At 73.5% G+C, this 26,710-nt stretch carries 24 protein-coding genes; 12 read left to right on the top strand and 12 right to left on the bottom strand.

Annotation, left to right across the window (positions count from 1 at the left end; genetic code table 11):
• Window positions 1-2: 2 nt before the first annotated feature.
• On the bottom strand, window positions 3-314 hold the full coding sequence (locus ACZ52J_RS11335) for a DUF3817 domain-containing protein (RefSeq protein WP_360498675.1): 312 nt from the start codon (window positions 312-314) through the stop codon (window positions 3-5).
• 314 nt (window positions 315-628) lie between these two features.
• Here ACZ52J_RS11335 and ACZ52J_RS11330 point away from each other — a divergent pair, with 314 nt between their 5' ends.
• The 5 genes from ACZ52J_RS11330 (at window position 629) to ACZ52J_RS11310 (ending at window position 4,429) form a co-directional block, all read left to right on the top strand.
• Complete coding sequence (locus ACZ52J_RS11330; RefSeq protein WP_360498673.1) at window positions 629-1,426, top strand: DUF2127 domain-containing protein; 798 nt, start codon at window positions 629-631, stop codon at window positions 1,424-1,426.
• Window positions 1,427-1,535: 109 nt separating this feature from the next.
• Window positions 1,536-2,174 carry an AIM24 family protein gene (locus tag ACZ52J_RS11325; RefSeq protein ID WP_360498671.1) on the top strand — a complete coding sequence of 213 codons (639 nt, stop codon included), beginning with the start codon at window positions 1,536-1,538 and terminating at the stop codon, window positions 2,172-2,174.
• Entirely contained in the window at window positions 2,174-2,824 is a 651-nt protein-coding gene (locus tag ACZ52J_RS11320; RefSeq protein WP_360498669.1) for an AIM24 family protein, read from the top strand. Before ACZ52J_RS11325 ends, ACZ52J_RS11320 begins: the two co-directional genes overlap by 1 nt.
• Window positions 2,825-3,063: 239 nt before the next feature.
• Window positions 3,064-3,873 (top strand): AIM24 family protein, encoded by an 810-nt coding sequence (locus ACZ52J_RS11315; protein ID WP_360498813.1) that lies wholly within the window; start codon window positions 3,064-3,066, stop codon window positions 3,871-3,873.
• A gap of 40 nt (window positions 3,874-3,913) precedes the next feature.
• A complete protein-coding gene (locus tag ACZ52J_RS11310) occupies window positions 3,914-4,429 on the top strand; it encodes a MarR family winged helix-turn-helix transcriptional regulator (protein ID WP_360498667.1) in 516 nt (171 codons plus the stop codon).
• A gap of 76 nt (window positions 4,430-4,505) precedes the next feature.
• Here the strand turns inward: ACZ52J_RS11310 and meaB are convergent, their stop codons facing one another.
• The gene (gene meaB, locus ACZ52J_RS11305; RefSeq protein WP_465617657.1) at window positions 4,506-5,462 is read right to left on the bottom strand and encodes a methylmalonyl Co-A mutase-associated GTPase MeaB; all 957 of its coding nucleotides are present in this window, start codon (window positions 5,460-5,462) and stop codon (window positions 4,506-4,508) included.
• An 85-nt stretch (window positions 5,463-5,547) separates the two neighbouring features.
• On the bottom strand, window positions 5,548-6,741 hold the full coding sequence (locus ACZ52J_RS11300) for an acetyl-CoA C-acetyltransferase (RefSeq protein ID WP_465617655.1): 1,194 nt from the start codon (window positions 6,739-6,741) through the stop codon (window positions 5,548-5,550).
• Between the two features lie 245 nt (window positions 6,742-6,986).
• On the opposite strand from ACZ52J_RS11300, the gene mce reads away from it, so the two are divergent.
• From mce to ACZ52J_RS11285, 3 genes are all read left to right on the top strand, one after another.
• Window positions 6,987-7,454, top strand: a complete 468-nt coding sequence (gene mce, locus ACZ52J_RS11295) for a methylmalonyl-CoA epimerase (RefSeq protein ID WP_360498661.1) — start codon at window positions 6,987-6,989, stop codon at window positions 7,452-7,454.
• Window positions 7,455-7,965: 511 nt separating this feature from the next.
• On the top strand, window positions 7,966-12,759 hold the full coding sequence (locus tag ACZ52J_RS11290; protein WP_465617654.1) for a hypothetical protein: 4,794 nt from the start codon (window positions 7,966-7,968) through the stop codon (window positions 12,757-12,759).
• A gap of 107 nt (window positions 12,760-12,866) precedes the next feature.
• A complete protein-coding gene (locus ACZ52J_RS11285) occupies window positions 12,867-13,796 on the top strand; it encodes a coiled-coil domain-containing protein (RefSeq protein ID WP_189915750.1) in 930 nt (309 codons plus the stop codon).
• A gap of 106 nt (window positions 13,797-13,902) precedes the next feature.
• Here the strand turns inward: ACZ52J_RS11285 and ACZ52J_RS11280 are convergent, their stop codons facing one another.
• Window positions 13,903-14,223 carry a hypothetical protein gene (locus tag ACZ52J_RS11280; RefSeq protein WP_360498659.1) on the bottom strand — a complete coding sequence of 107 codons (321 nt, stop codon included), beginning with the start codon at window positions 14,221-14,223 and terminating at the stop codon, window positions 13,903-13,905.
• Complete coding sequence (locus tag ACZ52J_RS11275) at window positions 14,220-15,017, bottom strand: alpha/beta fold hydrolase (protein ID WP_465617652.1); 798 nt, start codon at window positions 15,015-15,017, stop codon at window positions 14,220-14,222. Before ACZ52J_RS11275 ends, ACZ52J_RS11280 begins: the two co-directional genes overlap by 4 nt.
• A 92-nt stretch (window positions 15,018-15,109) precedes the next feature.
• Between ACZ52J_RS11275 and ACZ52J_RS11270 the strand changes: the two genes are divergently transcribed.
• Together ACZ52J_RS11270 and ACZ52J_RS11265 are read left to right on the top strand one after the other, a co-directional pair.
• A complete protein-coding gene (locus ACZ52J_RS11270) occupies window positions 15,110-16,114 on the top strand; it encodes an ABC transporter ATP-binding protein (protein ID WP_465617651.1) in 1,005 nt (334 codons plus the stop codon).
• A 1-nt stretch (window position 16,115) separates the two neighbouring features.
• Window positions 16,116-16,883 carry an ABC transporter permease subunit gene (locus ACZ52J_RS11265; RefSeq protein ID WP_465617649.1) on the top strand — a complete coding sequence of 256 codons (768 nt, stop codon included), beginning with the start codon at window positions 16,116-16,118 and terminating at the stop codon, window positions 16,881-16,883.
• Window positions 16,884-16,918: 35 nt separating this feature from the next.
• On the opposite strand, the gene ACZ52J_RS11260 is transcribed toward ACZ52J_RS11265, so the two are convergent.
• The gene (locus ACZ52J_RS11260; protein ID WP_360498651.1) at window positions 16,919-17,260 is read right to left on the bottom strand and encodes an ATP/GTP-binding protein; all 342 of its coding nucleotides are present in this window, start codon (window positions 17,258-17,260) and stop codon (window positions 16,919-16,921) included.
• Between the two features lie 391 nt (window positions 17,261-17,651).
• Here ACZ52J_RS11260 and ACZ52J_RS11255 point away from each other — a divergent pair, with 391 nt between their 5' ends.
• Window positions 17,652-18,800: an LLM class flavin-dependent oxidoreductase gene (locus tag ACZ52J_RS11255; RefSeq protein WP_465617783.1), complete on the top strand. Its 1,149-nt coding sequence runs from the start codon at window positions 17,652-17,654 to the stop codon at window positions 18,798-18,800.
• Between the two features lie 147 nt (window positions 18,801-18,947).
• Here ACZ52J_RS11255 and ACZ52J_RS11250 read toward each other — a convergent pair whose 3' ends face one another.
• On the bottom strand, window positions 18,948-19,340 hold the full coding sequence (locus ACZ52J_RS11250) for an SCO5389 family protein (protein ID WP_360498649.1): 393 nt from the start codon (window positions 19,338-19,340) through the stop codon (window positions 18,948-18,950).
• Window positions 19,341-19,821: 481 nt separating this feature from the next.
• Here ACZ52J_RS11250 and nucS point away from each other — a divergent pair, with 481 nt between their 5' ends.
• Window positions 19,822-20,481 carry an endonuclease NucS gene (gene nucS, locus ACZ52J_RS11245; protein WP_360498647.1) on the top strand — a complete coding sequence of 220 codons (660 nt, stop codon included), beginning with the start codon at window positions 19,822-19,824 and terminating at the stop codon, window positions 20,479-20,481.
• A 4-nt stretch (window positions 20,482-20,485) separates the two neighbouring features.
• On the opposite strand, the gene ACZ52J_RS11240 is transcribed toward nucS, so the two are convergent.
• The 5 genes from ACZ52J_RS11240 to ACZ52J_RS11220 all read right to left on the bottom strand — a co-directional run bounded on the left by ACZ52J_RS11240 (window position 20,486) and on the right by ACZ52J_RS11220 (window position 26,567).
• A complete protein-coding gene (locus ACZ52J_RS11240) occupies window positions 20,486-22,735 on the bottom strand; it encodes an ATP-binding protein (RefSeq protein ID WP_465617646.1) in 2,250 nt (749 codons plus the stop codon).
• Window positions 22,736-22,940: 205 nt separating this feature from the next.
• Complete coding sequence (locus ACZ52J_RS11235; RefSeq protein ID WP_360498643.1) at window positions 22,941-23,264, bottom strand: STAS domain-containing protein; 324 nt, start codon at window positions 23,262-23,264, stop codon at window positions 22,941-22,943.
• A 354-nt stretch (window positions 23,265-23,618) separates the two neighbouring features.
• Window positions 23,619-24,488 (bottom strand): 3-hydroxyacyl-CoA dehydrogenase family protein, encoded by an 870-nt coding sequence (locus ACZ52J_RS11230; protein ID WP_360498641.1) that lies wholly within the window; start codon window positions 24,486-24,488, stop codon window positions 23,619-23,621.
• 229 nt (window positions 24,489-24,717) lie between these two features.
• A complete protein-coding gene (locus tag ACZ52J_RS11225; RefSeq protein ID WP_465617644.1) occupies window positions 24,718-25,368 on the bottom strand; it encodes a response regulator in 651 nt (216 codons plus the stop codon).
• Window positions 25,365-26,567, bottom strand: coding sequence for a sensor histidine kinase (locus tag ACZ52J_RS11220; protein ID WP_465617642.1), 1,203 nt, complete (start codon window positions 26,565-26,567; stop codon window positions 25,365-25,367). Before ACZ52J_RS11220 ends, ACZ52J_RS11225 begins: the two co-directional genes overlap by 4 nt.
• Window positions 26,568-26,710 lie beyond the last annotated feature (143 nt).

Below are 26,710 nucleotides of genomic sequence, written 5' to 3'. Positions count from 1 at the left end.
GCTCAGGCGGTGGCCGGCTTCAGCTCTCCGCGCTCCTCGCGGCCGAGCATCCGCTCGGCGAAGAAGCCGCCGGTGGGCAGCACCGAGAGGACGAACAGCAGGATGCCGCGCTTGGCGTCCCACTTCTGCGTCTGCCAGGCCTGGATCCAGAAGATCGCGTACAGGATGAACAGGATCCCGTGGACCATGCCCATCACCGGGACGGCGTCGAAGGAGGTCGTCCGCTTCAGTACCGAGCAGATCAGCAGCAGGATGAACGAGACCCCTTCGGGGCCGGAGACCAGGCGCAGGCGGTGGACGGCGCTGCTGTTCACGTGGGATACCTCAATACGGGGGTCGGAGGCGTGGGCGCGCTTGTGAAGCGACTCACAAGCCTTCCGGTCATTATCACCGAGCACATGTCCGAGTCCCCGGCCGGGGGCGAACTCCGTGCCCGATCTCACAACACCCGCCCACGCCGCCGCCACCGCACCCGCCCCCACCGGCGCCGCGGCCCCGCCGCGTTGTCACAGCTGTGTGCCGGAACACGACCGAGCGCGACCGCCCGTCACCGGGAACCCCTATCCTGCTGCCCGCGCGCCCACCGATCCGGGCGCCGGAAGCATCACGCCACGGGGGTAGTCACCACATGTTCAAGCGCGACTGGGACCGCCGGACCTGCGCCAAGCGCGGCCACGTCACCTACGCACCCACCGAGCCCGAGCTGGCCTCCCGGCTGCACGCCGCCACCGCCCTCGGCGACGCCTGGCGCTGCCTGCGCTGCGGCGACTTCGCACTGGGCGCCCCGCACGGCTCCGGCCCCGCCGGGAACGCGCCGCTGGTGCCGCGCGGCAAGGCGCTGCGGGACCTCTTCATCCTGCGCTTCCTCGCCATCGAGCGGGTGCTGCGCGGGCTGCTGATCATCGTGATCGCCTGGGCCGTGTGGAAGTTCTCCAACAGCCAGGACGCGGTGCACCGGGTCTTCGACCAGAACCTGACGGTCTTCAGGCCGGTCACCGACCACTTCCACTGGGACCTCGAGCACGCCCCGATCGTCGAGACGATCCGCAAGACCTTCGACTTCAAGAAGAGCACCCTGCTGATCGTCGCGGGCGCGCTGCTGGCGTACGCCCTGATCGAGATCGTCGAGGCGGTCGGCCTCTGGCTGAACAAGCGCTGGGCCGAGTACCTGACGGTGGTCGCCACCGCGGCCTTCCTGCCGCTGGAGGGCTACGAGCTGAGCCACCACGTCAGCGCGGTGAAGATCTGCACCCTGCTGCTGAACATCGCGGCGGTCCTCTGGATCATGCTCTCCAAGCGCCTGTTCGGGCTGCGCGGCGGCGTGGTGGCCTTCGAGGCGGAGCGCCACTCGGCCTCGCTGCTGGAGGTCGAGCAGTCGGCCGGCACGATCCCGCGCGCCGGGCACGGGGCGCACGCGCGGAGCTGACCGGCACGGGGCGCACGCCCGGCGCTGACCGGGCCCGTTTGTCGCAGCCCCGTACCGGTTTGGCCCCGAACCCTCCCCGGGCCACGGCCGCAGCGGCTAGATTGCGGCCGTGGCACAGTTCAGACTCCAGGGATCGCGAGTGCTCGCCGTCGACTTGGGCGGCGACGCCGTCAAGGCCAGACACGGCTCGATGGTCGCCTACACCGGGCAGATGACCTTCAAGAAGCTGACCGGCGGTGGGGACGGCCTGCGCGGCATGGTCGCGCGCCGGCTGACCGGCGAGAAGATGACCGTCATGGAGGTGAAGGGCCAGGGCACCTGCTACTTCGCCGACAAGGCCACCGAGATCAACCTGGTCAGGCTGAACGGCGAAGCGCTGTACGTCGAGGCGGACAACCTGCTCTGCACCGAGTCCACCCTGCACACCGGCACCAGCTTCACCGGCCTGAACGGCATGTCCTCCGGCAACGGCCTCTTCACCACCAAGGTGGAGGGCCACGGCTGGGCCGCCCTCACCTCCAACGGGCCCGCCATCATCCTGCGGGTCGACAAGAGCATGCCGCTGCGCGTGGACCCGGGCGCGTACGTGGCGCACACCGGCAACCTGCACCGCAGCCTGAAATCGGGCGCGGGCTGGACCACGGTGATCGGCGAGGGCGGCGGCGAGGCCGTCCAGGTCGAGTTCACCGGCGACGGCCTGGTGTACGTCCAGCCCTCCGAGAAGATCACCATCGGTGGTGACGTCTGATGGGCTTCACGAAGATCAACGGCAAGATGATCGAGGCCCAGGTGGTGCCCGGGCAGCGGCTGTTCAGCCAGCGCGGCGCGATGCTCGCGTACAGCGGCGACGTCCGCTTCACGCCGAACATCACCGGCGGGCAGGGCGGCGTGATGTCGATGATCGGCCGCCGGGTGGCCAACGAGGACACCCCGCTGATGAGCGTCGAGGGCCAGGGCCGGGTGATGTTCGGCCACGGCGGCCACCACGTCCACGTGATCGACCTGTTCGGCGACACCCTGTACGTCGAGGCGGACCGGCTGCTCGCCTTCGAGGGCACGCTGCGGCAGTCCACCATGTTCATGGGCGCGCAGGGCGGCGTGATGGGCATGGTCCGCGGCCAGGTCACCGGGCAGGGCCTGTTCACCACCAAGCTGGAGGGCAACGGCTCCGTCGCGGTGATGGCCCACGGCGGCGTCTTCGAGCTGCCGATCGTCCCCGGCCAGTCGGTGCACGTCGACCCGCAGGCGTACGTGGCGCACCGCGGCGACGTGCGCAACAAGCTGTCCACCGCGCTCGGCTGGCGCGACATGATCGGCCGCGGTTCGGGCGAGGCGTTCCAGCTGGAGCTGTCCGGGCAGGGCGCGGTGTACGTCCAGGCGAGCGAGGAGAAGCTCTGATGTCCTACCCGCCGCAGCCCCCGTACGGGTCGTCGCCGCACGACCAGCCCACCCAGCCCGGCTTCGTCATGCCGCCGCCTCCCCCGCCGAACCACGGCCCGCAGCAGGGCTACCCGGCGCCGGGCGGCCACCCGCAGCAGGGCGGGTACCCGACGCCCCCGCCCGGGCAGCCGAACCAGCCCCCGCAGCCGCCCCAACAGCCGTACGCCCAGGAGCAGTTCGGCGGCCCGATCGCCCCGCTGCCGACCACCCAGGGCGGCGCCGGCCCGGTGGTGCACGACGTGTACAGCCTGCCGGTCAACGACAACGTCAACCCGTACGCCTTCTCGGTTGAGCTGAACGGGTCCTACTTCCTGCAGAAGGGCAAGATGATCGCCTACTACGGCGACATCACCTTCAAGGGCGTCGGCGCCGGAATGGTCGACCGGATGCTCGGGCAGCACTTCAACTCGCCGATGCACGCGTCGGACTGGGTGGTCGCCGAGGGCCGCGGCAAGCTGCTGCTGGCCGACCGGGCGTTCGACCTCAATTCGTACGACCTGGAGGACGGCAACCTGACCGTCCGCTCCGGCAACCTGCTCGCCTTCGACCCGACGCTGCGGCTCAAGCAGTCGATCATCCCGGGCTTCCTGACCCTGCTCGGCACCGGCCGCTTCGTCGCCGCCTCCAACGGGCCGGTGCACTTCGTCGAGCCGCCGATCCGGGTGGACCCGCAGGCCCTGGTCGGCTGGGCGGACTGCCCGGCGCCGTGCCACCACTACGACCACGACTACATGCACGGACTGATCGGCGGCATCCGGCGGCTGACCGGCATCGGCGGCGCCTCCGGCGAGGAGCACCAGTTCGAGTTCATCGGCGCCGGGCAGGTACTGCTGCAGTCCAGCGAGAAACTGATGGCGGATCGGGCGGTCGGCCACGTCGGCGCCGAGGCGGGCGTCCCGGTCGGCGGGGTGCCGTCCCAGCCGGGCACGGCCGGCCACGGCGGCGGCAACCCCAACATGCCGGGTCTGGGTAACCTGGGCGACCTCGGTCGGCGTTTCGGCCTGTAAACTTGTACAAGATTGAACTAAATCGGCTATGCTGGATCCCATGGATACGCACACAATCGACACTGCGGACAACCCTCCGTCGCAGCCCGAGGAGGAGACTCCCTGGCTGACCGCCAGGGAGCAGCGGATGTGGCGCGCCCATCTGGAGGTCGCCAAGCTGCTCGACTACCAGCTCAGCCGCGAACTCCAGCCCCACAACCTGGCGATCAACGACTACGAGATCCTGGTCGTGCTCTCCGAGGCCCCCGACCGCCGCATGCGGATGACCGACCTCGCGACCGCCACACTGCAGTCGAAGAGCCGCCTCTCCCACCAGATCACCCGCATGGAGAACGCCGGCCTGGTCCTCCGCCAGGAGTGCCCCGGCGACCGCCGCGGCCTCTACGCCCACCTCACCGAGCAGGGCTGGGAAACCATGCAGCGCGTCGCCCCGGACCACGTACGCAGCGTCCGGGCCCACTTCATCGACCGCTTCACCCCGGACCAGCTGGACGCCATGTTCGCGGCCCTCGCCCCCATCGCCGAACACCTCCGCGGCCTCCGCGGCCGCCCGTAGGCTCCACAGCCGCCCCGCCGCCCCGCCGGACCCGTCCGGCGGGGCGGCGACGTGAAACCGCGGCGAAAGGACCGGCTCAGCTCGTGGTCAGGCCCGCGACGAGTTCGTCGGCTGCGCCGTACGGGTCCAGTTCGCCGTTGGCGACGCGTTCGGCCAGGGCGGCCAGGTGTCGGTCTCCGCGCAGGTCGCCGATGCGGGCGCGCAGTTCGGCCAGGGCGATGGCCTCGATCTCCTCGGCGGCCCGGCGGCGGCGCCGGACCGCGAGTTCGCCGTGTTCCTCGAGCCAGGCGCGGTGCTTCTCGAGCGCCTCGACCACCTCGTCCACGCCCTCGCCGCGGGCGGCGACGGTCTTCACGATCGGCGGGCGCCAGTCGCCCGCCTCGCGGGCCTCGCCGAGGCCCAGCATGTGGTTGAGTTCCCGGGCGGTGGCGTCGGCGCCGTCCCGGTCGGCCTTGTTGACGACGAAGACGTCGCCGATCTCCAGGATCCCGGCCTTGGCGGCCTGGATGCCGTCGCCCATTCCGGGGGCGAGGAGCACCACGGTGGTGTCGGCTTGGGCGGCGATCTCGACCTCGGACTGCCCGACCCCGACGGTCTCGACGAGGATGACCTCACAGCCGGCCGCATCGAGTACTCGCAGCGCCTGCGGGGCCGTCCAGGAGAGCCCGCCGAGGTGGCCGCGGGTGGCCATCGAGCGGATGAACACCTCGGGGTCGGTGGCGTGGTCCTGCATCCGGACCCGGTCGCCCAGGAGCGCGCCGCCGGAGAACGGCGAGGACGGGTCGACGGCCAGGACGCCGACCCGCTTGCCGAGCCGCCGGTAGGCGGAGACCAGCGCCGAGGTGGAGGTGGACTTGCCGACTCCCGGCGAGCCGGTCAGGCCGACGGTGTAGGCCTGGCCGGTGTACGGCGCGAGCGCGGCCATGGCCTCCCGTAGCTGCGGGGCGGCGTTCTCGACCAGCGTGATCAGCCGGGCGACGGCCCGCGGCCGGCCCTGCCGGGCCTGCTCGACCAGCGTGGCGACATCGATCATCAGGAGCTCCTAGCGCGGATGCGGATGCCGAAGGGGCTGCGGACCGCTTGTGGCGGTCCGCAGCCCCGAAGTTCAGATCAGCTGATCAGGCCTTCGGGACGCGCACGATGAGCGCGTCGCCCTGACCGCCGCCGCCGCACAGCGCGGCCGCGCCGACCCCGCCGCCGCGGCGCTGCAGCTCCAGCGCCAGGCTGAGCACCACGCGGGCGCCGGACATGCCGATCGGGTGGCCGAGCGCGATGGCGCCGCCGTTGACGTTGACGATGTCCGAGGAGACGCCCAGGTCCTTGGTCGACTGGTACGCGACGGCCGCGAACGCCTCGTTGATCTCGATCAGGTCGAGGTCGGCGACCTCCAGGCCCTCCTTGGCCAGCGCGTGCTTGATCGCGTTGGACGGCTGCGACTGCAGCGAGTTGTCCGGGCCGGCCACGTTGCCGTGCGCGCCGATCTCGGCGATCCAGGTCAGGCCCAGCTCCTCGGCCTTGGCCTTGCTCATCACGACCACCGCGGCGGCGCCGTCGGAGATCTGCGAGGAGGTGCCGGCGGTGATCGTGCCGTCCTTGGTGAAGGCCGGGCGCAGCTTGGCCAGGCCCTCGACGGTGGTGTCCGCGCGGATGCCCTCGTCCTGGGTGAACAGGACCGGCTCGCCCTTGCGCTGCGGGATGGCGACCGGGGCGATCTCGGCGTCGAAGACGCCGTCGGCCTGCGCCTTGGCGGCCCGCTGGTGGGAAGCGGCCGCGATCTGGTCCTGCACGTCGCGCGGGATGCCCAGGCGGGTGTTGTGCTTCTCGGTGGACTCGCCCATCGGGATGTTCTCGTAGGCGTCGGTGAGGCCGTCGTACGCCATGGCGTCCAGCATCTCGATCGCGCCGTACTTGAAGCCCTCGCGGGACTTGGGCAGCAGGTGCGGGGCGTTGGTCATCGACTCCTGGCCACCGGCCACGACGATGTCGAACTCGCCGGCGCGGATCAGCTGGTCGGCCAGCGCGATGGCGTCCAGGCCGGAGAGGCAGACCTTGTTGATGGTCAGGGCGGGCACGTTCATCGGGATGCCGGCCTTGACGGCGGCCTGGCGGGCCGGGATCTGGCCCGCGCCGGCCTGCAGCACCTGGCCCATGATCACGTACTGGACCTGGTCCCCCGTGATGCCGGACCGTTCCAGGGCGGCCTTGATGGCGACGCCGCCGAGCTCGGCGCCGGAGAAGCCCTTGAGGGATCCGAGCAGGCGCCCCATCGGGGTCCGTGCACCGGCAACGATCACAGAGGTGGTGTTGGTCATGGGACGGGCCCCTTCGCACGTCGTGGCCAGGTGAGGATGCGCTCAATGTACTGACCTGTTACCCGCCCGTCACCGGAGCGACGGTGTGATCGAGCGCACTGGCACCCTCCAGTCAACACCGTGCCGATGCGGTCCGGGTGAACCCCGCAGCGTGTGAGCAGGCTCGCACGTCCGACGCTGGCGTCCGCCGCGGGCCATGCGCTGCACTTGGTGCCACCCTTGTCCCCAACCACCCGGAGGTTGCCGTGCTGACCCGAATCGACCACATCGGCATCGCCTGCCGAGACCTCGACAAGACGGTCGAGTTCTACCGCGCCACCTACGGCTTCGAGGTCTTCCACTCCGAGGTCAACGAGGAGCAGGGCGTCCGCGAGGCCATGCTCAGGATCAACGGGACCGACGACGGCGGCGCCTCCTACCTCCAGCTGCTGGAGCCCACCCGGCCCGACTCCACCGTCGCCAAGTGGCTGGAGAAGAACGGCGAGGGCGTGCACCACATCGCCTTCGGCACCGCCGACGTGGACGGCGACGCCGAGGCCATCCGCGGCAAGGGTGTCCGGGTCCTCTACGACGAGCCGCGGATCGGCTCGATGGGCTCGCGGATCACCTTCCTGCACCCGAAGGACTGCGGCGGCGTGCTGACCGAGCTGGTCACGTCCGCGCAGAACGCCCACAGCGCCCAGGGCGCCGAGAGCGCCGACGAGGAGCACTGATCGTCCACCGGAGTGCCCCCAGGGTGTCGCGCGCCCGGGCGGCATCCGACGGGCCTTACGGTCATGACCCGTCAGTAACCTGGCCGGAACAGCCGGAAAACCCCCATGCGGCCGTTCCCCCGCCGTGCGCGCCCACTACAATGCCCAGGTGCGCGACGACTCCGGGGGACGGAGGCGACGGGCACGGCCGAAGACAGGCCCGTTCGCCCTCCAGCGGTCGGCCCGTCGCAAGGGGAGTCCATTACGCGGGCACGGCTGAACAGTCGCAAGACGGATCTGTCACCATTCTCCACAAGGCAAGAGTTCGCCCAGGAGTCCACTCGGACGGGGGAACGCGGCACCGCCGCGCTTCCGCGCCCCGGACTCCGACGACCGCGGCGGGCGGCCCCGGATTGGCGAGGGGTCGTCCACCTGCCGCGGATGCAAGGACCAGTCGGACCGGCACCCCGGAAACGGGCGCCCCGGACCGGCCGGGTCGAGGACGCGACCAGGAGATGGATGGGACCGCGGAGTGCGGGGCAACGACCGCTACGAGGCTGACGATCACCTCTCCCAGTTCGAGGCCGAGATGGGTCGGACTCGGAAGGAGCGGGACAAGGCAGCCGAGCATGCCGAAGACCTCGCCTACCAGGTGGAGGTGCTCCGGGCGAAGCTGCACGAGTCCCGTCGCATGCTCGCCCAGCCGCGCGCCTTCGACGCCGTCTCCGGCCAGGCCGAGCAGATGCTCCGCACCGCCGAGATGCAGGCCCAGCAGCTGCGCGCCGACGCCGAGCGTCAGCTGCGCGACTCCCAGGCCGCGACCCAGCGGATCATGGCCGAGGCCGCCGAGCGCACCGCCCGTCTGGAGGCCGAGCTCACCGCCCGCCGCCGCCAGCTGGAGGACGAGCTCGCCGAGCTGCGCCGCTCCGCCGAGCAGCACGTCAACGGCTGGGCCGAGCAGACCCGGGCCGGCTCCGAGCAGGAGGCCCAGCGCCTCCTCCAGGAGGCCCGCGTCGAGGCCGAGCGGATGGTCGCCGCCGCCCGCGCGGAGGCCGTCGCCCTGTCCGACCAGGCCCGCGCCCAGACCGCCGCCGATGTGGACGCCGCCCGCGGCGAGGCCCACGCCGCCGCCGAGGCCGCCCTCCAGCGGGCCCAGACCGACGCCGAACGCCTGCTGCGTGCCGCCTCCGAGCAGGCCCAGCAGGCCGGCGCCCAGGCCGCCGCGGACGTGGACGCCGCCCGCGGCCAGGCCCAGCAGGAGCTGGCCGCCGCCCATGCCGCGGCCGAGCAGCAGCTGGCCGTCGCACAGGGCGAGATCGGCCGGCTCAAGGAGCAGGCCGCCGCCGAACAGGCCCGGGCCGAGCAGCAGCTCGGCGCCGCCAAGGCCGAGATAGAGCGGCTGCGCGCCGAGGCGATCGCCGAGGCGGAGCGCACCCGCCACGAGGCCGCCGCGCTGCGCGCCCAGGCCGAGCAGGCCGCCGAGCAGCTCCAGGCCGACGCCGAGGCCGCCGCCGTCCGCAAGGTCGCCGACGGTGAGGCCGCCAACGAGCAGCGCTCGCAGACCGCCCGGGCCGAGGTGGCCCGGATGGTGGCCCAGGCCACGAAGGAAGCCGACGCGATCCGCGCCGAGGCCGAGACCGTACGGACCACGGCCGCCACCCGGCAGGCCGAGGCCGACGCCGCCAAGGCCGCCGCCTCCGAGGAGAGCGAGCGCCTGCGGGCCACCGCCGAGTCGGTCGCCGCCGAGCTGCGCGCCGAGGCCGAGGCCGCGATCGCCGACATGCGCGCCCGGGCCGAGCGGGACGTGGCCGACCTGCGGGCGCAGGCCGAGTCCGAGGCCCAGCGTCTGCGCAGCGAGGCCGAGGAGGAGGGCCGGGCGGCCGGCGCCAAGGACGCCACCGTCCACCTCGCCAAGGCCGCCAAGACCGCCGAGGAGGTGCTCGGCCGGGCCAACCACGACGCCGAGACCGCCCGGAGCGAGGCCGCCACCGAGGCCGAGCGGATCCGCACCGAGGCCGCCGCCGAGGCGCAGCGCCTGCGCGAGCAGGCCCAGGCCGCCGTCGAGCAGGCCCAGAACGCCGCTCTGGACGACGCCGCCGCGATCCGCGAGCGGATCGAGCAGATGCAGGACGAGGCGGCCCGGCTGCGTGCCGAGGCCGAGGAGCTGCGCGCCCAGGCCGCCGCCGAGGCGGACCGGGTCCGCAGCGAGGCCCGCCGGCAGGCGGTGCTGCAGATCGAGGAGTCGGCGAAGAACGCCGAGGAACTGCTCACCAGGGCCAAGGCCGACGCGGACGAGCTGCGCGCGGGCGCGGCGGGCGAGATCGAGCGGCTGCGCGAGCAGGCCCAGGAGCAGGCTGCCGAGACCCAGGGCCGGGCCGAGCAGACCCTGGCCCGGGCCCGCGCCGAGGCCGGGAAGATCACCGCCACCGCCGAGCAGCAGGGTCAGGACGCACTCTCCGCCGCCAAGGCCGCGGCCGCCGAGAACCGCACCGCCGCCGAGCGCGAGACCGCCGAACTCCGGCGCGAGGCAAGCGAGTTCGACCAGCGGGTACGGGCCGAGGCGAACGCCGCCGCGGAAGCCGTGACCGCCGAGGCGCAGGCCGAGGCGAACGCGGCGCGGGACGCCGCGGTGGCCGACGCCGAGCGGGTGCGCACCGAGGCCGACACCGAGGCCGCCCGCACCCGGGCCGAGGCCGAGGCCGCCGCGAACGCGCTGCGCGAGGAGAGCCGCCGCGAGCACGAGGAGGCGGCCACCGGGCTGCGCCGCGAGCGCGAGGAGACCGCCGACCAGCTGGCCGCCGCCAAGACCGCCCGCACGCAGGCCGAGCAGGCCGCCGCCGAGGTCCGCGAGGTCGCCGACGCCCACGCCGCGCAGGTGCGGGCGGAGGCCGAGCAGGCCGCCGGCGAACTGCGCGCCCTCGCCCGGCACGAGACCACCCAGCAGCGCGAGAGCGCCGAGGCCTACGCCGACCGCGTCCGCACCGAGGCCGAACAGCACGCCACCGACCTCACCGAACGCACCGCCACCGAGACCGCCGAGATCCGCACGGCCGCCGACACCTACGCCGCGCAGGTGCGGGCGGAGGCCGAGCAGGCCGCCGGCGAACTGCGCGCCCTCGCCCGGCACGAGACCACCCAGCAGCGCGAGAGCGCCGAGGCCTACGCCGACCGCGTCCGCACCGAGGCCGAACAGCACGCCACCGACCTCACCGAACGCACCACCACCGAGACCGCCGAGATCCGCACGGCCGCCGAGGCGTACGCCACCGACGTCCGCGAGGCCGCCGACGAGCTGCTGGCGCGCGCCGAGGCCACCGCCGAGCAGCGCCGGGCGGATGCCGCCAAGGACGCCAAGGCCGTCCGCGAGAAGGCCGCCGCCGAACTGGCGCTGGCCAACGAGCAGGCCGGGACCGTCCGGGCCGAGGCCGGCCGCGAGCTGTCCGAGGCCCGCGCCACCGCCGACGGCATCCGCGCCGAGGCCTCGGCCGAGCTGGAGCAGGCCAAGGCCGACCGTGCGGAGCTGATCGCCGCCGCGAAGGCCGAGGGCGCCGAACTGGTCGCCGTCGCCGAGGAGGAGGCCGCCGAGGTCCGCCAGTCGGTGGCCGGCATGCACGAGGCCGCCGCCGAGCAGATCGCCGCGCTCAAGGCCGCCGCCGGGCAGGAGGCCGCCGAGGTCCGCGAGGCCGCCGAGCAGTACGCCACCGAGCTGCGCGAGACCGCCGAGCGCGAAACCGCCGAGCAGCGCGAACTGGCCGACCGGGAGACCGCCGAGCAGCGCGCGGACGCCGAGCAGTACGCCACCGAGGTCCGCGAGCTCGCCGAGCGCGAGACCGCCGAGCAGCGCGAGCTCGCCGACCGGGAGACCAGCGAGCAGCGCGCGGACGCCGAGCAGTACGCCACCGCGCTGCGCGAGCGGACCGAGCTGGAGCTGGCCGCCGAACGCGAGGCCGTCGAGGCCGAGCTCGGCCGGCAGCGCGCCGAGGCCCAGGCCTACGACGAGCACCTGCGCGCGGACGCCGAGGCCGAGCTGCGCGCCGCCCGGGAGGCCGCCGAGCAGCTGCGCGCCGACGCCGAGGCGCAGGCCGCCCGGACCGTGGCCGAGGCCGAGGCCCAGGGCGCCCGGACGGTCGCCGACGCCGAGGAGCTGGCAGCCGGGCTGCGCGCCGAGGCCGAGGAGTACGCCCTCGCCACCCGCACGCTGGCCGACGAGTACGACAGCGCCGCCCACGCCCGGGCCGACGCGTACGACGCGGAGACCCGGGAGGCCGCCGAGCAGTTCGACAAGGCCACCCGCGAGCACGCCAAGTCGGTCCTGGAGAAGGCCTTCGCCGACGCCGAGGCGCTCGGCGAGGACGCCCAGACCACCGCGCTGGCCACCACCGCCGCCGCCGAGGAGCAGGCGGACGCGATGGTCGCCGCCGCCCGCAAGGAGGCCGACCGGCTGGTCCTCGCCGGCGAGGCGGCCGGCCAGGCCGAGGTCGAGAAGGGCCGCTCCGACGCGGACACGCTGCTCGCCGAGGCCCGCCGGGACGCCACCGCGATCCGCGAGCGCGCCGAGGAGCTGCGCGAGCGCACCGACGCCGAGGTGGAGGCGCTGCACGAGCGTGCCCGCAAGGAGAACGCGGCGGCCATGAAGTCGGCCGGCGAGCGGGTGGACGCGCTGGTGACGGCCGCGCAGGAGCAGCTGACCGAGGCCGAGGAGCAGGCGGTGGCCACCGTCGCCGAGGCCGAGGACCGCGCCGCGGCGCTGGTCGCGGCCGCCGAGGACCGCGCGGGCGAGCTCACCTCGGAGGCCTCTGCCGAGGCCAGCAAGGTCCGTCTGTCGGCGGTCCGCAAGGCCGAGGGCCTGCTCAAGGAGGCGGAGACCAAGCTCGCCAACTCCACCGACCGCGCCGAGGCGCTCATCGAGAAGGCGGAGGCGAAGCTGCGGTCGGCCGAGGCCGAGGCCGAGGAGCAGCTGGACCGGGCGGCGGCCGAGGCGGAGAAGCGTCTGCGGGAGGCCGACGAGGCCGCGGACGAGCAGGTCGAGCTGGCGAGGGCGGAGGCGGAGCGGATGCTCGCCGAGGCGAAGGCGGAGGCGAAGCGGGTCACCGACGAGGGCCGGCGCGAGCTGGACGAGCTGGTGCGCCGCCGCAAGGACATCAACACCGAGATCTCCAGGGTGCAGGACGTGCTGTCCGCGCTGGAGGCTTTCGAGGCACCGTCACCGGTCGCCCAGGCCAACGGGGGAAGCAACACCAAGAAGGACGGGGGTGCCAAGGCCGGTGCCGGAGTCGGCTCCCCCCGTTCGGGTGGCAATCGTTCCAAGAACGCGCCACCCGATTGAGCGGACATTGTCCGCGAGAGAACGGCATTTCGCCGTCGACACTCCGGTACCGTGTCAGGATTCCCTCAACCACCTCAGCGGTTTGACGACAGGAAGCCCAGAACCCCATGAGCGACAGTCACTCCCCTCACGGCTTCGACCTGGTGCGCCGTGGGTACGAGCGTGCCCAGGTCGACGAGCGGATCACCAAGCTGGTGGCCGACCGTGACAGTGCCTTGACCCGGATCAGTGCGCTGGAGAAGCGCATCGAGGAGCTCCACCTGGAGACGCAGACCGCCCAGGCGGCGGTCGTCGAGCAGGAGCCCTCGTACGCCGGTCTCGGCGCCCGCGTCGAGAAGATCCTGCGGCTCGCCGAGGAGGAGGCCAAGGACCTGCGCGACGAGGCGCACCGCGCCGCCGAGCAGCACCGCGAGCTCGCCGAGGCCGCCGCCCAGCAGGTCCGCACCGAGGCCGAGAACTACGCCAAGGACCGCAAGGCCAAGGCCGAGGACGAGGGTCTGCGGATCGTCGACAAGGCCAAGAGCGACTCCGCCCAGCTGCGCGCCGAGGCCAACAAGGACGCCCAGAACAAGCGCGAGGAGGCGGACGCCCTCTTCGAGGAGACCCGCACCAAGGCCGCCCAGGCCGCGCTGGAGTTCGAGACCAACCTGGCCAAGCGCCGCGAGCAGTCCGAGCGCGACCTGGCCGCCCGTCAGGCCAAGGCCGAGAAGCGTCTGGCCGAGATCGAGCACCGGGCCGAGCAGCTGCGCCTGGAGGCCGAGAAGCTGCGCACCGACGCCGAGCGCCGGGCCCGCCAGACCGTCGAGACGGCCCAGCGCCAGTCCGAGGACATCGTGGCGGACGCCAACGCCAAGGCCGACCGCATCCGCAGCGAATCCGAGCGCGAGCTGGCGGCGCTCACCAACCGCCGCGACAGCATCAACGCCCAGCTGACCAACGTCCGCGAGATGCTGGCGACGCTGACCGGCGCGGCCGTGGCCGCCGCCTCGCTGCCGAACGACGACACCATGGGCGTGCCCGCCCAGCAGTCGCGCTGACGCCGGCTCCCCCGCCGCACCCCGCCGTACCCCGCCGTACCGCAGGCCCTCACCCGCCCGGGTGAGGGCCTGTCGGCTGTCGCCCCGTCATCATCTCGGGGGTCTTCTACCGGGGGTAGGCGCCGTCCGGCCGCTGGTACCCGCTGCTGAGCTGGTTGCCCTCGTCGTCGGAGACGGTGCCGAACCAGGAGGTACACCAGACCGACACCGAGTCGGGCCAGTACTGCACCTCGAAGGGGTGGCCGGACCCGTAGTCGCCGTAGGAGGTGACGATGAAGGTCTCCCCCGGGCGCATCCAGTAGTCCTCGCCGAGCGGTTCCAGGGTCAGCTCGACCAGCCCCTCGCTCCGGTTGGTCACGGGCATCCGACCGCTGACCTCCAGCGCCGAGAAGTCCCAGGCCGCCGCGTCCCGGCTCTCCTGGCTCATCCGGCGGCCACCCGGGCGAGCAGGGCGCGGACGGCGGTGTCGAAGGCGTCGGGCGCCTCCAGGGCGCTCAGGTGGCCCACCCCGGGGATGACGGTCAGCTCGGCGTCCGGGCGGGCCCGGACCATCAGTTCGGCCTCCTCCGGCGCCACCAGGGGGTCCTGGGCGCCCGCCACGACCGCCACCGGCACCCGCAGCCCGGCCAGTACGTCCCGGGCGTCCGTACGGGCCGCCATGGCCCGCTGGGCCCAGGCCACGGCGGCCGGCGAGGCGGCGGCGACCATCGTCTCCACCCGCTCCACGAGGTGCTGCGAGTCGGGCCCGAGCTGCCCGGCCGCGACCTGCTCGTCCAGCAGCAGCCGCACGCTGTCCCGCGCGGTGACGGCGGCGGCGATCCGCTCCCGGTTGGCCCGTACCGCGTCGGTGTCGGCAGTGGCGCGGGTGTTGGCCAGCAGCAGGCCGGACAGCCGCCCGGGGTGGCGGCGGGCGAAGGCCAGCGCCACGTAGCCGCCCATGGAGAGCCCGCCGACCACCGCGCGCTCGATCCCGGCGGCGTCCAGCAGCAGTGCGAGGTCGTCCGCGACCCGGTCCAGCGAGGGCTCGTCGACGCCCAGCTCGGTGCCGCCGAACCCTCTCTGGTCGGGGGCGAGCACCCGGGCTCCGTCCCCGGTCAGGCCGGGCAGCGCGTCCAGCTGGGACGACCACATCGAGGCGTTCAACGGAAAGGCGTGCAGCAGCACGAGGGGTGTTCCGGTACCGCTCTCGCGGACGGACACTGCGGAGGGGAGCTCGGTCATGGGCCCACCGTATTCCGGTGCGCCCGGCGGGCCCACTCAGCGGGCCGCGATATCCGCTTTGTCCTAGCCTGACAGAGAGTAAGGGAGCGCGAATGATCGAGTTGCACGACCTGACGAAACGTTACGGCAAGACGCTCGCGGTGGACCGGCTCAGCTTCACGGTCCCCCAGGGCGTGGTGACCGGCTTCCTCGGCCCGAACGGCGCGGGCAAGTCCACCACCATGCGCATGATCCTCGACCTCGACCGCCCGACCGGCGGCCGGGTCACCATCGACGGCAAGCGCTACGGACAGCTCAGCGAGCCGCTCAAGTACATCGGCGCACTGCTGGAGGCCAAGGCCGTCCACCCCGGCCGCACCGCCCGCGACCACCTGCTCTGGCTCGCCCAGAGCAACCGGATCCCGGAGCGACGGGTGGACGAGGTGCTCGCCCTGGTCGGCCTCACCCCGGTCGCCCGCAAGCGGGCCCGCGGCTTCTCCCTCGGCATGGGCCAGCGCCTGGGCATCGCCTCCGCGCTGCTCGGCGACCCGGAGATCGTCATGTTCGACGAGCCGGTCAACGGCCTGGACCCGGAGGGCATCCTCTGGATCCGCAACCTGATGAAGCGCCTCGCCACCGAGGGCCGGACGGTCTTCGTCTCCTCCCACCTGATGAGCGAGATGGCCGTCACCGCCGACCACCTGGTGGTCATCGGCAAGGGCCGGCTGCTCGCCGACATGCCGATGCCGGAGTTCATCCGGCACAACTCCCGCTCCGCCGTACGGCTGCGCAGCCCCGAACCCGAGCGGCTGCTCGACGTGCTGGCCGACGCCGGCCTGCGGCACGAACCGGGCCCGGACGGCTCCTACGAGGTGGTCGACGGCGACCTCGCCCGGCTCGGCGAACTGGCCGCGGCACACGGCGTCGTGCTGCACGAACTCAGCCCGCAGCAGGCCTCGTTGGAGGAGGCGTTCATGCAGATGACGGCCGACTCGGTGGAGTACCACGCGGGCGACGGACCGGGCCGGGACGCGGCCGGCGCACCCGGCGCCTGGGGCGCCGGCTGGAAGGCGGACGGCGCCCGGCAGACCGCCGCGGCACGGCAGGAGGAGAACTGAGATGACGTCCTTCCCGGCGATCCTGCGCTCCGAGTGGACGAAGATCCGCAGCGTCCGCTCGACGGTCTGGACGCTCGCGCTGGCCTTCGTCGTCACCGTCGGCATCGGCGCGCTGCTGTCCCTGCTCACCAACAACAACTTCACCGAGTTCCGCCGCAACGAGCAGTCCCCGTTCGACGCCACCGGGACGGCCTTCGCCGGCATCATGCTCGGCGAGCTGGCCATCATCGTCTTCGGCGTGCTGGCGATCGGCAACGAGTACAGCAGCGGCATGATCCGGGTCACCCTGGCCGCCGTCCCGCAGCGCGCCACCCTGCTCGGCGGCAAGGCGGCGGTGCTCGGCGCGCTCGCCCTGGCGGTCTCCCTGGTGACGGCCTTCGTCACCTTCTTCGTCGGCCAGGCACTGCTCGGCTCGCACTCCACCACGCTCGGCGAACCGCACGTGCTGCGCGCGGTGTTCGGCGCCGCGCTGTACCTGACGATGCTCTGCCTGTTCTCGGCGGGCGTCACCACGATGCTGCACAACCAGACGCTCGCACTGGGCGTGCTGGTCCCGTTCTTCTTCCTGCTCTCGCCGATCCTCTCGGCAGTGCCGAAGGTCAAGACCCTGGCCCACTACTTCCCCGACTACGCGGGCTCGCGGATGCTGCTGGTGTACGAGCAGCACGGCCAGCCGTACGGGCCGTGGGCCGGCTTCGCCATCTGCCTCGCCTGGACCGCCGCGGCCCTGGTCGGCGGCATGCTGGTGTTCAAGAAGCGCGACGCGTAAGGCGGTTCGGCCCGCCCGGCCCCCGCGAAGGGCCCTCAGTACCGCGGAGCGCCGCGGCCTCGCAGGATGTTGGAGGCCCGGCGCTCCCGCGCTCCCCAGCACGCGCGGTGCCAGTGCCGCCGGTCGTCCACCCCGGCGCCGTGCATCGGCCAGGCCACCACGTGGCCCACCCCCGCCGGGATCTCCTGGTCGCAGCCCGGGCAGCGGTAGGGCCGCCCCGCCGTGCCCGCGACCGTCTGGACCACCCAGTCGTCGCCCTGGTAGCTCTCGGTACGGCGCAGCGATCCACCGAGCGGGGCGGTCGGCCCGGCACTCTCGCGCGGGGCGGCGCTCTCGCGGGGGGCGGCGCTCTTGATCCGGTTGCGGCGCGGCGACACGGTGGACTGCCTCTCTTCCGGGGGCTCTGGGCCGTTCAAGCCTACGGCCGGCCGACCTTCTGAACGGCCTCTATCACGGGCTCGCCCGACGCTCCGGTGTTTTTGCCGAGATCCACCCGATCATCGGGGAAATTCGGGGTTCAGCGTGCCATTGGCACATGACATCGGATACCCACAAGGGGAACAGGCGGGGCCCGCAGACCCTGCGCGCACCCGAGGAGGCCCAAGGATGACCAAGACCGATGCCCGTGCCGAGACCCGCCGACCCGTCGGGGCCCGGCCGCCCGCCCCCAGCCCGACGCTGACCGCCGTCCCCCCGGTGACGGCCGTCGCGGGCGAGCCGCTGCCCACCACGCAGCGCGCGGGGGCGCTGCCGGCGAACACCGCGCCGGTGCGGGTCGGGCTGTTCATGCTGTCCGCCCAGTTCCCCGGGCAGAGCCACGGCGAGGCGCTGGAGCGCACCGTCCGGTCCGCCGTCGAGGCCGAGCGGGCGGGCCTGGACAGCGTCTGGCTGGCCGAGCACCACTTCGTCCCGTACGGGGTCTGCCCGGACGCCGCGACGCTGGCCGCCCTACTGCTCGGCCGCACCCGCCGGATCGGCGTCGGCACGGCGGTCAGCGTGCTGTCCACCCGCCACCCGGTGGCGCTCGGCGAGCAGACCGCGCTGCTGCACCTCACCTCCGGCGGGCGCTTCACGCTCGGGGTCGGCCGCGGCGGGCCGTGGATCGACCTGGACATCTTCGGCGACGGCGTGGGCGCCTTCGAGAACGGCTTCCCGGAGCGGCTGGACCTGCTGCTGCGCTGGCTGCGCGGCTCCCGGGTGGGCGCGGACGGCCCGCAGTTCGCCTTCCCGGAGGTGGCGGTGGTGCCGCGGGCCACCGAACCGCTGCGGCGGCCCGGTCTGAGCAGCTGGCTCGGCTTCGACGAGCAGTCCGGCCCGGTGCGCTTCCCGCGCCAGCGCCAGGACGCCGAGGGCCTCGGCGAGGAACTCACCGCCACCGGGCGGCCGGTGGCCGGACCGCCGGTGGTGGTCGCCTGCACCTCGCCGGGCGGGGTGAAGCTGGCCGCCGAGCGCGGCCTGCCGATGCTGCTCGGCATGCACTCCGGGGACGACGACAAGCTGCGGATGCTGGAGCTGTACCGCACCGCCTGGCTGGCCGCCGGGCGCAGCGAGGAGCAGCTGCGCCGGGTCGGCCGCGCGCACGTGGCGGCCGGGGTGGCCCAGGTCGACGACCGCGCCGCGGCGGCCCGGTCCACCCTGCTGGGCTCGATGCCCGGCTGGTTCGAGTACGGGCTCGGCGCCCACCGCACGGTGGACGGCCGCGAGCGCAAGATGCGCGACCCGCGCGAGTACACCGAACTCCTCTGCGACCTGCACGCGGTGGGCACCCCGCGGCAGTGCGCCGACCGGCTGCTGGCCACCGCCGAGCGGACCGGCATCCGCCGGTTCGCCCTGCTCGCCGAGGGCAGCGGCGACCACGAGGCGACCCTGCACAACATCGCCCGGCTCGGCTCCGAGGTGCTGCCGCAGCTGGGCTGAGGACCCGCCGAAAGCGGGCCCGCCGAAAAGGGGCCCGTCGAAAAGGGGCCCGTCACCGACCGGCCCCGCGCCGCCGCGGCGCCGACCGCCTCCGCCCTCCGATGCGGAGGACGGGGGCGGCCGGCGCCGCGGCGGCGGTACCGCCACTCAGCAGTCCCGCAGTTCCTCGGACTGGTTGAGCAGCTGCTCCCGGACGGAGGTGAAGCGCGTGAACCGCGCCTCGTTGGCATCCGAGGGCAGGAACACGGCCACCCGGTGACAGTTCTGGAAGCCCAGCCGTACACCGAAGTGGCGCTGCAGGGCGCCCCGGATGGCGTCGCTGGCCAAGGCGCGCAGCAGCTGGCCACGGGCCTGCTCGCTGGGCGGCGGTACGTGGTTGTCGGCGAAGTCGGTGCCGTCGACCTTCGCCTGGGCGACCAGCGAGCTGATCAGGTCCCAGGCGTACGGCAGGGAGACGCGGACGCAGTCGACGAATTCCCGCTCGTCGACCTCGCCCCGCTCGGCCTTCTCCAGCAGGGCCGGTGAGACGTCGAGCGACATGGATTCTCCTCTCGCGGTCCACCCGCGCGGCGCCCGGGTGGTCGTGCGTAGTCCAAGCTCAGGTGAGGGTGAGCGAAATCGCGTGTGGTGTCCGGAACACCGTGGGACGGGGGTTGCCGGCACCTTCGCGACCAGCGGTGGCGGCACGGGACGTGACGCCCCGAACACCGACCGCGCTCAGAACAGCGTGGCAGTCAACGACGGGGCAGGCCGGTCATTCCTGCGGATTGCTTCGGAAATACGCTGCGGTGCACCAGATTGGCCGGATCCTGTCGGATCGTTCATCTGAAGTCTCCATCCCCGTTGACAGCGATCCCGCGAGCGTGCCGTCACACACCGTAGCGACCAGATGGGATGGGCGCCAGACCGCGACGAGCGGGAGCGGAATTGCCGAACCTCAATGTTCGCGGGGTTCGCGCTTTCTTCACCCCGTCGTCGCGGAATCGCATCAACTGGCCCCGGTGGGCTAGCGTGGTCGACCGTGCGTCTCGTAATTGCCCGCTGCTCAGTCGACTATGCCGGTCGGCTCTCCGCCCATCTGCCCTCCGCCACCAGGCTCATCCTGGTCAAGGCCGACGGCAGCGTCAGCATCCACGCCGACGACCGCGCCTACAAGCCGCTCAACTGGATGTCCCCGCCGTGCGCCCTCAAGGAGGCCGACGGGGTCTGGACGGTGGAGAACAAGGCCGGCGAGAAGCTCATCATCACGCTGGAGGAGGTGCTGCACGACTCGTCCCACGAGCTGGGGGTGGACCCCGGCCTGATCAAGGACGGCGTCGAAGCACACCTCCAGGAGCTGCTCGCGGACCGGATGGAGGTGCTCGGTGCCGGCTGGTCGCTGATCCGCCGCGAGTACCCGACCGCGATCGGCCCGGTCGACATCCTCTGCCGCGACGCCGACGGCGCCACGGTGGCCGTCGAGATCAAGCGCCGCGGCGAGATCGACGGCGTCGAGCAACTCACCCGCTACCTCGAACTCCTCAACCGGGACCCGCTGTTGTCCCCGGTCAAGGGCGTCTTCGCCGCGCAGGAGATCAAGCCGCAGGCCCGCGTGCTGGCCACCGACCGCGGCATCGGCTGCGTGGTGCTGGACTACGACGAACTGCGCGGCATCGACGACGACAAGCTCAAGCTGTTCTGACCGGTCAGCCCGACGACGTCGAAGCCGACGGGCTGGGCACCCCGGTGGGGGTGGCCGTCGCGGTCGGCGTGGCGCTCGGGGTCGGCGTGGGCGTGCTGCCGGTCGGCTTGGGCGACGTCGGCTGAGGCGTGGGCGGCTGGGGCTGCGGCGCCGGCGGCTGCGGCTGTCCCGGTACGGGCGGCTGCGGCGGCTGCGGGGCCTGCGACCCGGTCGCCCCCGGCGAGGAGCTCGGCTTCTTCGTCGGCGAGGCGCTCGCCGAGCGCGAGGCGCTGCCGCTCGCCGTCGGCTCCGGGCTGCCGCTCTGCGTCGCCGGGCCGCCCGGCGCGGTTGCGACCGCACTCGGGGAGGCGCTGCCGGAGGGCTGCGGGAACGGCGCGTCCTGGGCGCCGCCGCCCTCGTCCAGCCGACCGCTGTGCGGGTCCTTCGACGTGTGCTCGTCCGGCCCGGTGAGGCTCATCGCCACCGCCGTCCCGAGCACTCCCAGGGTCAGCACGACCGTGGTGACCACGGCCACCCGCCGCCGCTTGCTGGACTTCAACCGGGCCGGCACCCGGGCGGCGATCTTGCGGATGACCGGCGCGCGACCGGGCCCCGTGGGCGTGGCGGCCGGCAGCTGCCGCCCGTCGGCGCGCAGCAGGTCGAGCATCCGGCGCGCGGAGGCCACCCCGCGCTGCTCCCCCGCGGACACCCGCAGGGTGAGCGCGGTCTCCAGCTCCGCTACGGCCCGGGACGGCTGCTGGACGCAGATCGCGTGCACACCCGACTCGTGGTGGAACCAGGCCTGGTCGCTCGCCGAGCCGGCCCGGCGGGCCGCCTCCAGGCCGAGCTGCAGCACCCGTTCCCAGGCCCCCCAGCGCAGCGCCAGCGCCAGCGCGGGCGCCGCCGCCCGGGCGAGCCGGACCACCGCGTCGTGGCGTCCGGCGGCCCGGTCGGCGAGCAGGACGCCGATCAGCACCTCGGCCTCGGCGGCGATCTGGTCCAGCGTCACCGAGCTGTGCCCGACCCACCAGGCGAAGTGCTGGGCGGCGCCGTCCACGCAGCCGAGCGCCGGCCAGTGCGGGAGGAGCAGGTCGAGCGCGCCGGCGGTCAGTCGGTGGTGCCCGCCGATGGACACCGCCAATCCGGCGTCGGCGAGTTCGGCGAGGGCGGCCTCGCCCAGGCCGACGTCGATCAGCGCGGGCAGGTGCGGCGCGGTGGGGCATTCCCCGCCGAGGGCGACGGCGAGCCGCAGCACGGCCTGCGCGGGCTCGCTCAGCCCCTCGGCGAGCCGGACGGCGGGCGAGGCGGTCTCGGCGACCGAGGGCAGCGGGACGGTGCGGCGCAGGGCGTTCTCGCGGATCGCCGGGTCGGGGTCGCGGACGGGCCCCTCGACGGCGCCGAAGACGTCCATCCGGTCGTCCTCGGCGGCGACCAGCGCGTCCACCGAGACGTCCCGCTGGCGCAGCAGCGCGGCGGCCTGGACGAAGCGCAGCGGCAGGCCCTCGGACTCGAACCAGAGGTCCACCGCCCAGGCCTTCTCGGCGACGTCCAGCGGCCGCCCGGCGAGCCGGGCGGTGAGGGCGAGGCAGGCGGCGCGGGAGAGCCCGGCGACGAGGTGGTCCTGCATCCGGGAGCCGGCCGACAGCGGCGGGCTGTCCGGGGCGACCGAGACCAGGAAGGCGCAGCCGGGGGCGACGGCGAGCAGGTGCTCCAGCTCGTCGCCGGAGAGCTCGGCGGTGTCGATCACCACGACGGCGCCGACCTCGGCGAGGTGGGCGGCCAGCCCGCCGGGATCGGGCCGGTAGCCGGGGGCCTGGTGGGTGGCCGCGAAGAGGTCCTGGAGCAGGTCGGCGACGGTACGGCGGTGGCCGCAGAGCTGGACGACACCGCCGGGGGCGAGGTCGGCGGCGGCCTCGGCGACGGCCGACAGCAGTGCGCTGCGACCGGAGCCGGCCTGGCCGACCAGGCGTATCGAGCGGCCCTCGGCGAGCAGCCCGAGCAGCTCGGCGATGTCCGCCTCGCGGTCCAGCAGCGGCAGGTCGGCGGGTCCGGCGCCGAGTGCGAGCGGGCCGACCGCGCGGCCGACGCCGCCGACCGGGCCGCGGGCGGGCTCGCTGCGCTCGATCCGGCGCGGGCGGGGCCGCCACTCCTCGGGGCAGGGCCGGGCCTCGGAGCCGTCCGGGGCGCCGACTCCCACCAGCAGGGCGCCGGAGACCAGTTCGCCGCCGCGGGTGCGGGCGGCCTCCTGCCGGATCTCCCCGGATGGCTGTGCCACGTTCTGCTCCGCATCGTGCTCGGCCGCCGGCGCCCCGCGCCGACCGGCTGACGTCCCGGTCGCGGCCGCGGGCGGTCTGGGGGCAGCCCCGGCGGCCGTCTTCTGACGGGCAGACTCTCGCACATCCGGGCCCGCCCGTGCAGGGCGGTCCGGGGCCGGGGGCCGTCCCGGAGCGCTGACCAGGCGTGTTGGCTGACCGGGCGCGTTACAGGACGATGCCGTGCGCCTCGGCGATGCCGCCGTCGACGGCCAGGATGCGGTGCAGCTTGGTGGCCACCAGGAGCCGCTGGAGCTGGGCCGGGACGGAACGCAGCACCAGGCGGCGGCCGATCCGGCCGGCCCGTCGGTGGGTGCCCATGATCACGCCGAGGCCGGTGGCGTCCCAGAACTCCAGTCGGGCGAGGTCGAGCACGAGGTCGCCGTAGCCGCCGTCCACGGCATGGTGCAGCCGGGCCCGCGCGTCGGCGGCGGTGCGCACGTCGAGGCGGCCTTCGATGGCCAGCGCCGTGTGGTCGCCGGTGATGCGCACGCTCTCCTCCTTCGCCTGGACGGCCTGGTGCGGGGTGGGGCCGCCCCGGGCGTACCGGGTGCGGGAGCGGGGTGTGCGTCCGGGCGGGCCGCAGCCCCACGCCCGGACCCGGTCGGACTGCCGGGTTCCCTCATCTGACGGCGTAGCTGCTCCGCAGGTTGCTGCTTCCGGCCGGATCTGAAGCAACTTCACTCGTCCGAGGGAATATACGCAGGAAGTCTCCACACCTACGCTCGATTACCGCCCAAATCACCCGTCTGCGGCACCCGGCGTGAGGAAACTCACCAGACCCGGCGGAGCGGGCCGTACGATGCTCCGATCGCACGGCCCGCGGGGTCGTTCAGCCCGGTCGGCTCACTTGCCTTCGTACGGGTAGAAGCCGCGGCCGCTCTTGCGGCCCAGGTCGCCGGCGGTGACCATGCGGGCCATGATCTCCGGGGCGGCGAACTTCTCGTCCTGGGTCTCGGTGTAGATGTTGCGGGCGGCGTGCAGCAGGATGTCCACGCCGGTCAGGTCGGCGGTCTGCAGCGGGCCCATCGCGTGGCCGAAGCCGAGGCGGCAGGCGGTGTCGATGTCCTCGGCGGTGGCGACGCCCGACTCGTACAGCCTGGCGGCCTCGACGACCAGCGCGGTGATCAGTCGGGTGGTGACGAAGCCGGCCACGTCGCGGTTGACCACCACGACCTCCTTGCCGACGCCCTCGGCGTAGGCGCGGGCGGTGGCCAGCGCCTCGTCGCTGGTCTTGTAGCCGCGGACCAGCTCGACCAGCTTCATCATCGGGACCGGCGAGAAGAAGTGGACGCCGACGACCGACTCCGGGCGCTGGGTGGCGGCGGCGATCCGGGTGATCGGGATGGCGGAGGTGTTGGAGGCCAGCACGGCGCCGTCCTTGGCGAGCTTGTCCAACTCGCGGAAGACGGCCTCCTTGACCTCCAGCTTCTCGAACACGGCCTCGACCACGATGTCGGCCTCGGCGACCGCGCCCAGGTCGGTGGTGGTGGTGATCCGGCCCAGCGCGGCCTCGGCGTCCTCGGCGCTCAGCTTGCCCTTGGCGACGAACTTCTCGTACGAGGCGCGGATGCCCGCGAGGCCGCGCTGCAGCGCCTCCTCGGTGACGTCCCGCAGCACCACCGGGTGGCCGGCCTGCGCGGACACCTGGGCGATGCCGGCGCCCATCAGGCCGGCACCGATGACGGCGATCTGCTTGCTGGACGCGTTGCTCATGGCTGGGTCTCCCGATGCCGTCGCCGCCCCGCGGGCGGGCCCTGAAGGCGGCTCAGGGCAGGGGTGACCGCCGTGTGGAGCCGCATCGCTCGTTTCCGGGACTCTAGTGCCCAAATCGCTCACGCAGTAGCAATCGAGAGTGTGATCTGCAACCGACCCGGTCAGCTGCCCAAGCAGCTCGTCAGACGGTCAGCCGGGCCGACGCTCAGATGGTCAGACGCTCGGATGGTCAGACGGTCAGACCGAGGTCCTGGGCCAGGATCGCCGCCTGCACCCGGCTGCGCAGCCGCAGCTTCGCCAGGATCCGGCTGACGTGCGTCTTCGTGGTCGCCTCCGCCATCGTCAGCCGGGCCGCGATCTCCCCGTTCGACAGCCCCGCCCCGATGCAGGCCAGCACCTCCCGCTCACGGACGGTCAGCCCGGCCACCGCCTCCCGGGCCTCGGGCAGGACCAGCCGGTCCGGGCGGGCGAACGCGCCGATCAGCCGCCTGGTCACCGAGGGTGCCAGCATGCCGTCCCCGCGCGCCACCGTCCGGATGCCCTCGATCAGGGTGTCCGCCTCCAGGTCCTTGAGCAGGAACCCGGCCGCGCCGGCCCGCAGCGCGCCGTAGACGTACTCGTCCAGGTCGAAGGTGGTCAGCACGAGCACCTGGGCGGCCCCGGCGGCGACCACCTCGCGGGTCGCCGAGACGCCGTCCAGCCGGGGCATCTGCACGTCCATCAGCACCACGTCCGGCCGCAGTTCCAGCGCCAGCCGGACCGCCTCCTCACCGTCGGCGGCCTGCCCCACCACCGTGAACTCCGGCTCGGCGCGCATGATCATCACCAGCGCCGTCCGTACCGCCGCCTGGTCCTCCGCCACCAGCACCCGGATCGTCATGCCCGCCCCTCACTCCCCTGGGCGCGCGGCAGCACCGCGCGCACGCTCCAGTTTCCGTCCTTCGGCCCGGCCTGGAAGCTGCCGCCGAGCAGTCCGGCCCGCTCCGCCATGCCCACCAGCCCGGCCCGGGCGCCGGGCAGTCCGCGGCCCGCCTCGCCCCGGTACGGGCTGTCGACCGCGATCCGAAGGTCCTCCGCCCCGAACTCCAGCCGCAGCCGGACCAGTCCGGGCCCGGCGTGCTTGAGCGCGTTGGTCAGCGACTCCTGGACGATCCGGTACGCGGCCAGCCCGACCGGCACCGGCACCTCCCCGCGCTCGCCGTGCTCGGCCAGCTCGAAGTCCAGCCCGACGTCCTGGCCGGCCGCCCGGGCCTTGGCCACCAGGGCGTCCACCGCGGCCAGGTCGGGCGCCGCGTACGACTCGTCGACCTCTCCGCCGCCGCTGTCCCGGAGCAGTCCGATCATGCGACGCATTTCGGCCAATCCCTGGACGCTGTTCTCCCGGATCACCGCCAGCACCTCCACCAGCGGGTCGTCCGCGGGCAGGCTCCGCCGCTTGGCGACGGACTGCGCACCGGTGGCGTGGATCGCGATCGCCGACAGGTGGTTGGCCACCACGTCGTGCAACTCCCGTGCCATCCGGGCCCGTTCGGCACCGACCGCCTCGCGCCGGTCCATCTCCGAGAGCAGCGCGGTCTGTTCGGCCCGCAGCCGCTCGGTCTCCGCCTCCCGCCGGTGTTTGCGCACCACGTCGCCGGTCCACACCGGGGCCAGGAAGACCAGCGCGCTGATCACCGCGATCAGCAGCCCGGCCGGGGTGCCGCCGGCGTACCAGGCCAGGCTGGAGAGCACCAGCACGGTGGCCCCGCCGGCCAGGTGCAGCACCCGCGACATCTGGCGGCTGCCGTAGGTCACCGCCGCGTACAGCAGATCGGTGTACATGATCAGGGTCGCCAGCAGGCTGCCGGTGAACAGGCTGGCCGCGAAGGCCAGCCCGCCGAGCGACACCGCGAGCACCGGTCTGGTGCGTCGGCACAACTCCAGCCCGGCCATCACCAGCATCGGCAGCACCACGGCCCACAGCGGCACGCGGTCGACGTTCTCGTACACCCGGAAGACGATGAGCACGGTGCCGCCGAGCAGCCCGCACAGGGCGATCAGCCGGTCGAGCCGGCGCGGGGAGAGGGACGGAACGGGCACACCCCCATCTCACCATCCCCGGCGGCCCGTCCGGCTCCGGTCCGCGGAGGAGCCCGCTACATCGAAAGATGCAGACCCGGACGGCACCGCGCGACGACGACACCGGCGCACCCCCGCGCCAGGCTGGACACACCGCCGAACGT

Source organism: Kitasatospora sp. NPDC034035 (genome assembly GCF_055575755.1).
Note: the sequence above shows the minus strand (reverse complement) of the source record. Positions and strands in the feature narration are given on the sequence as shown.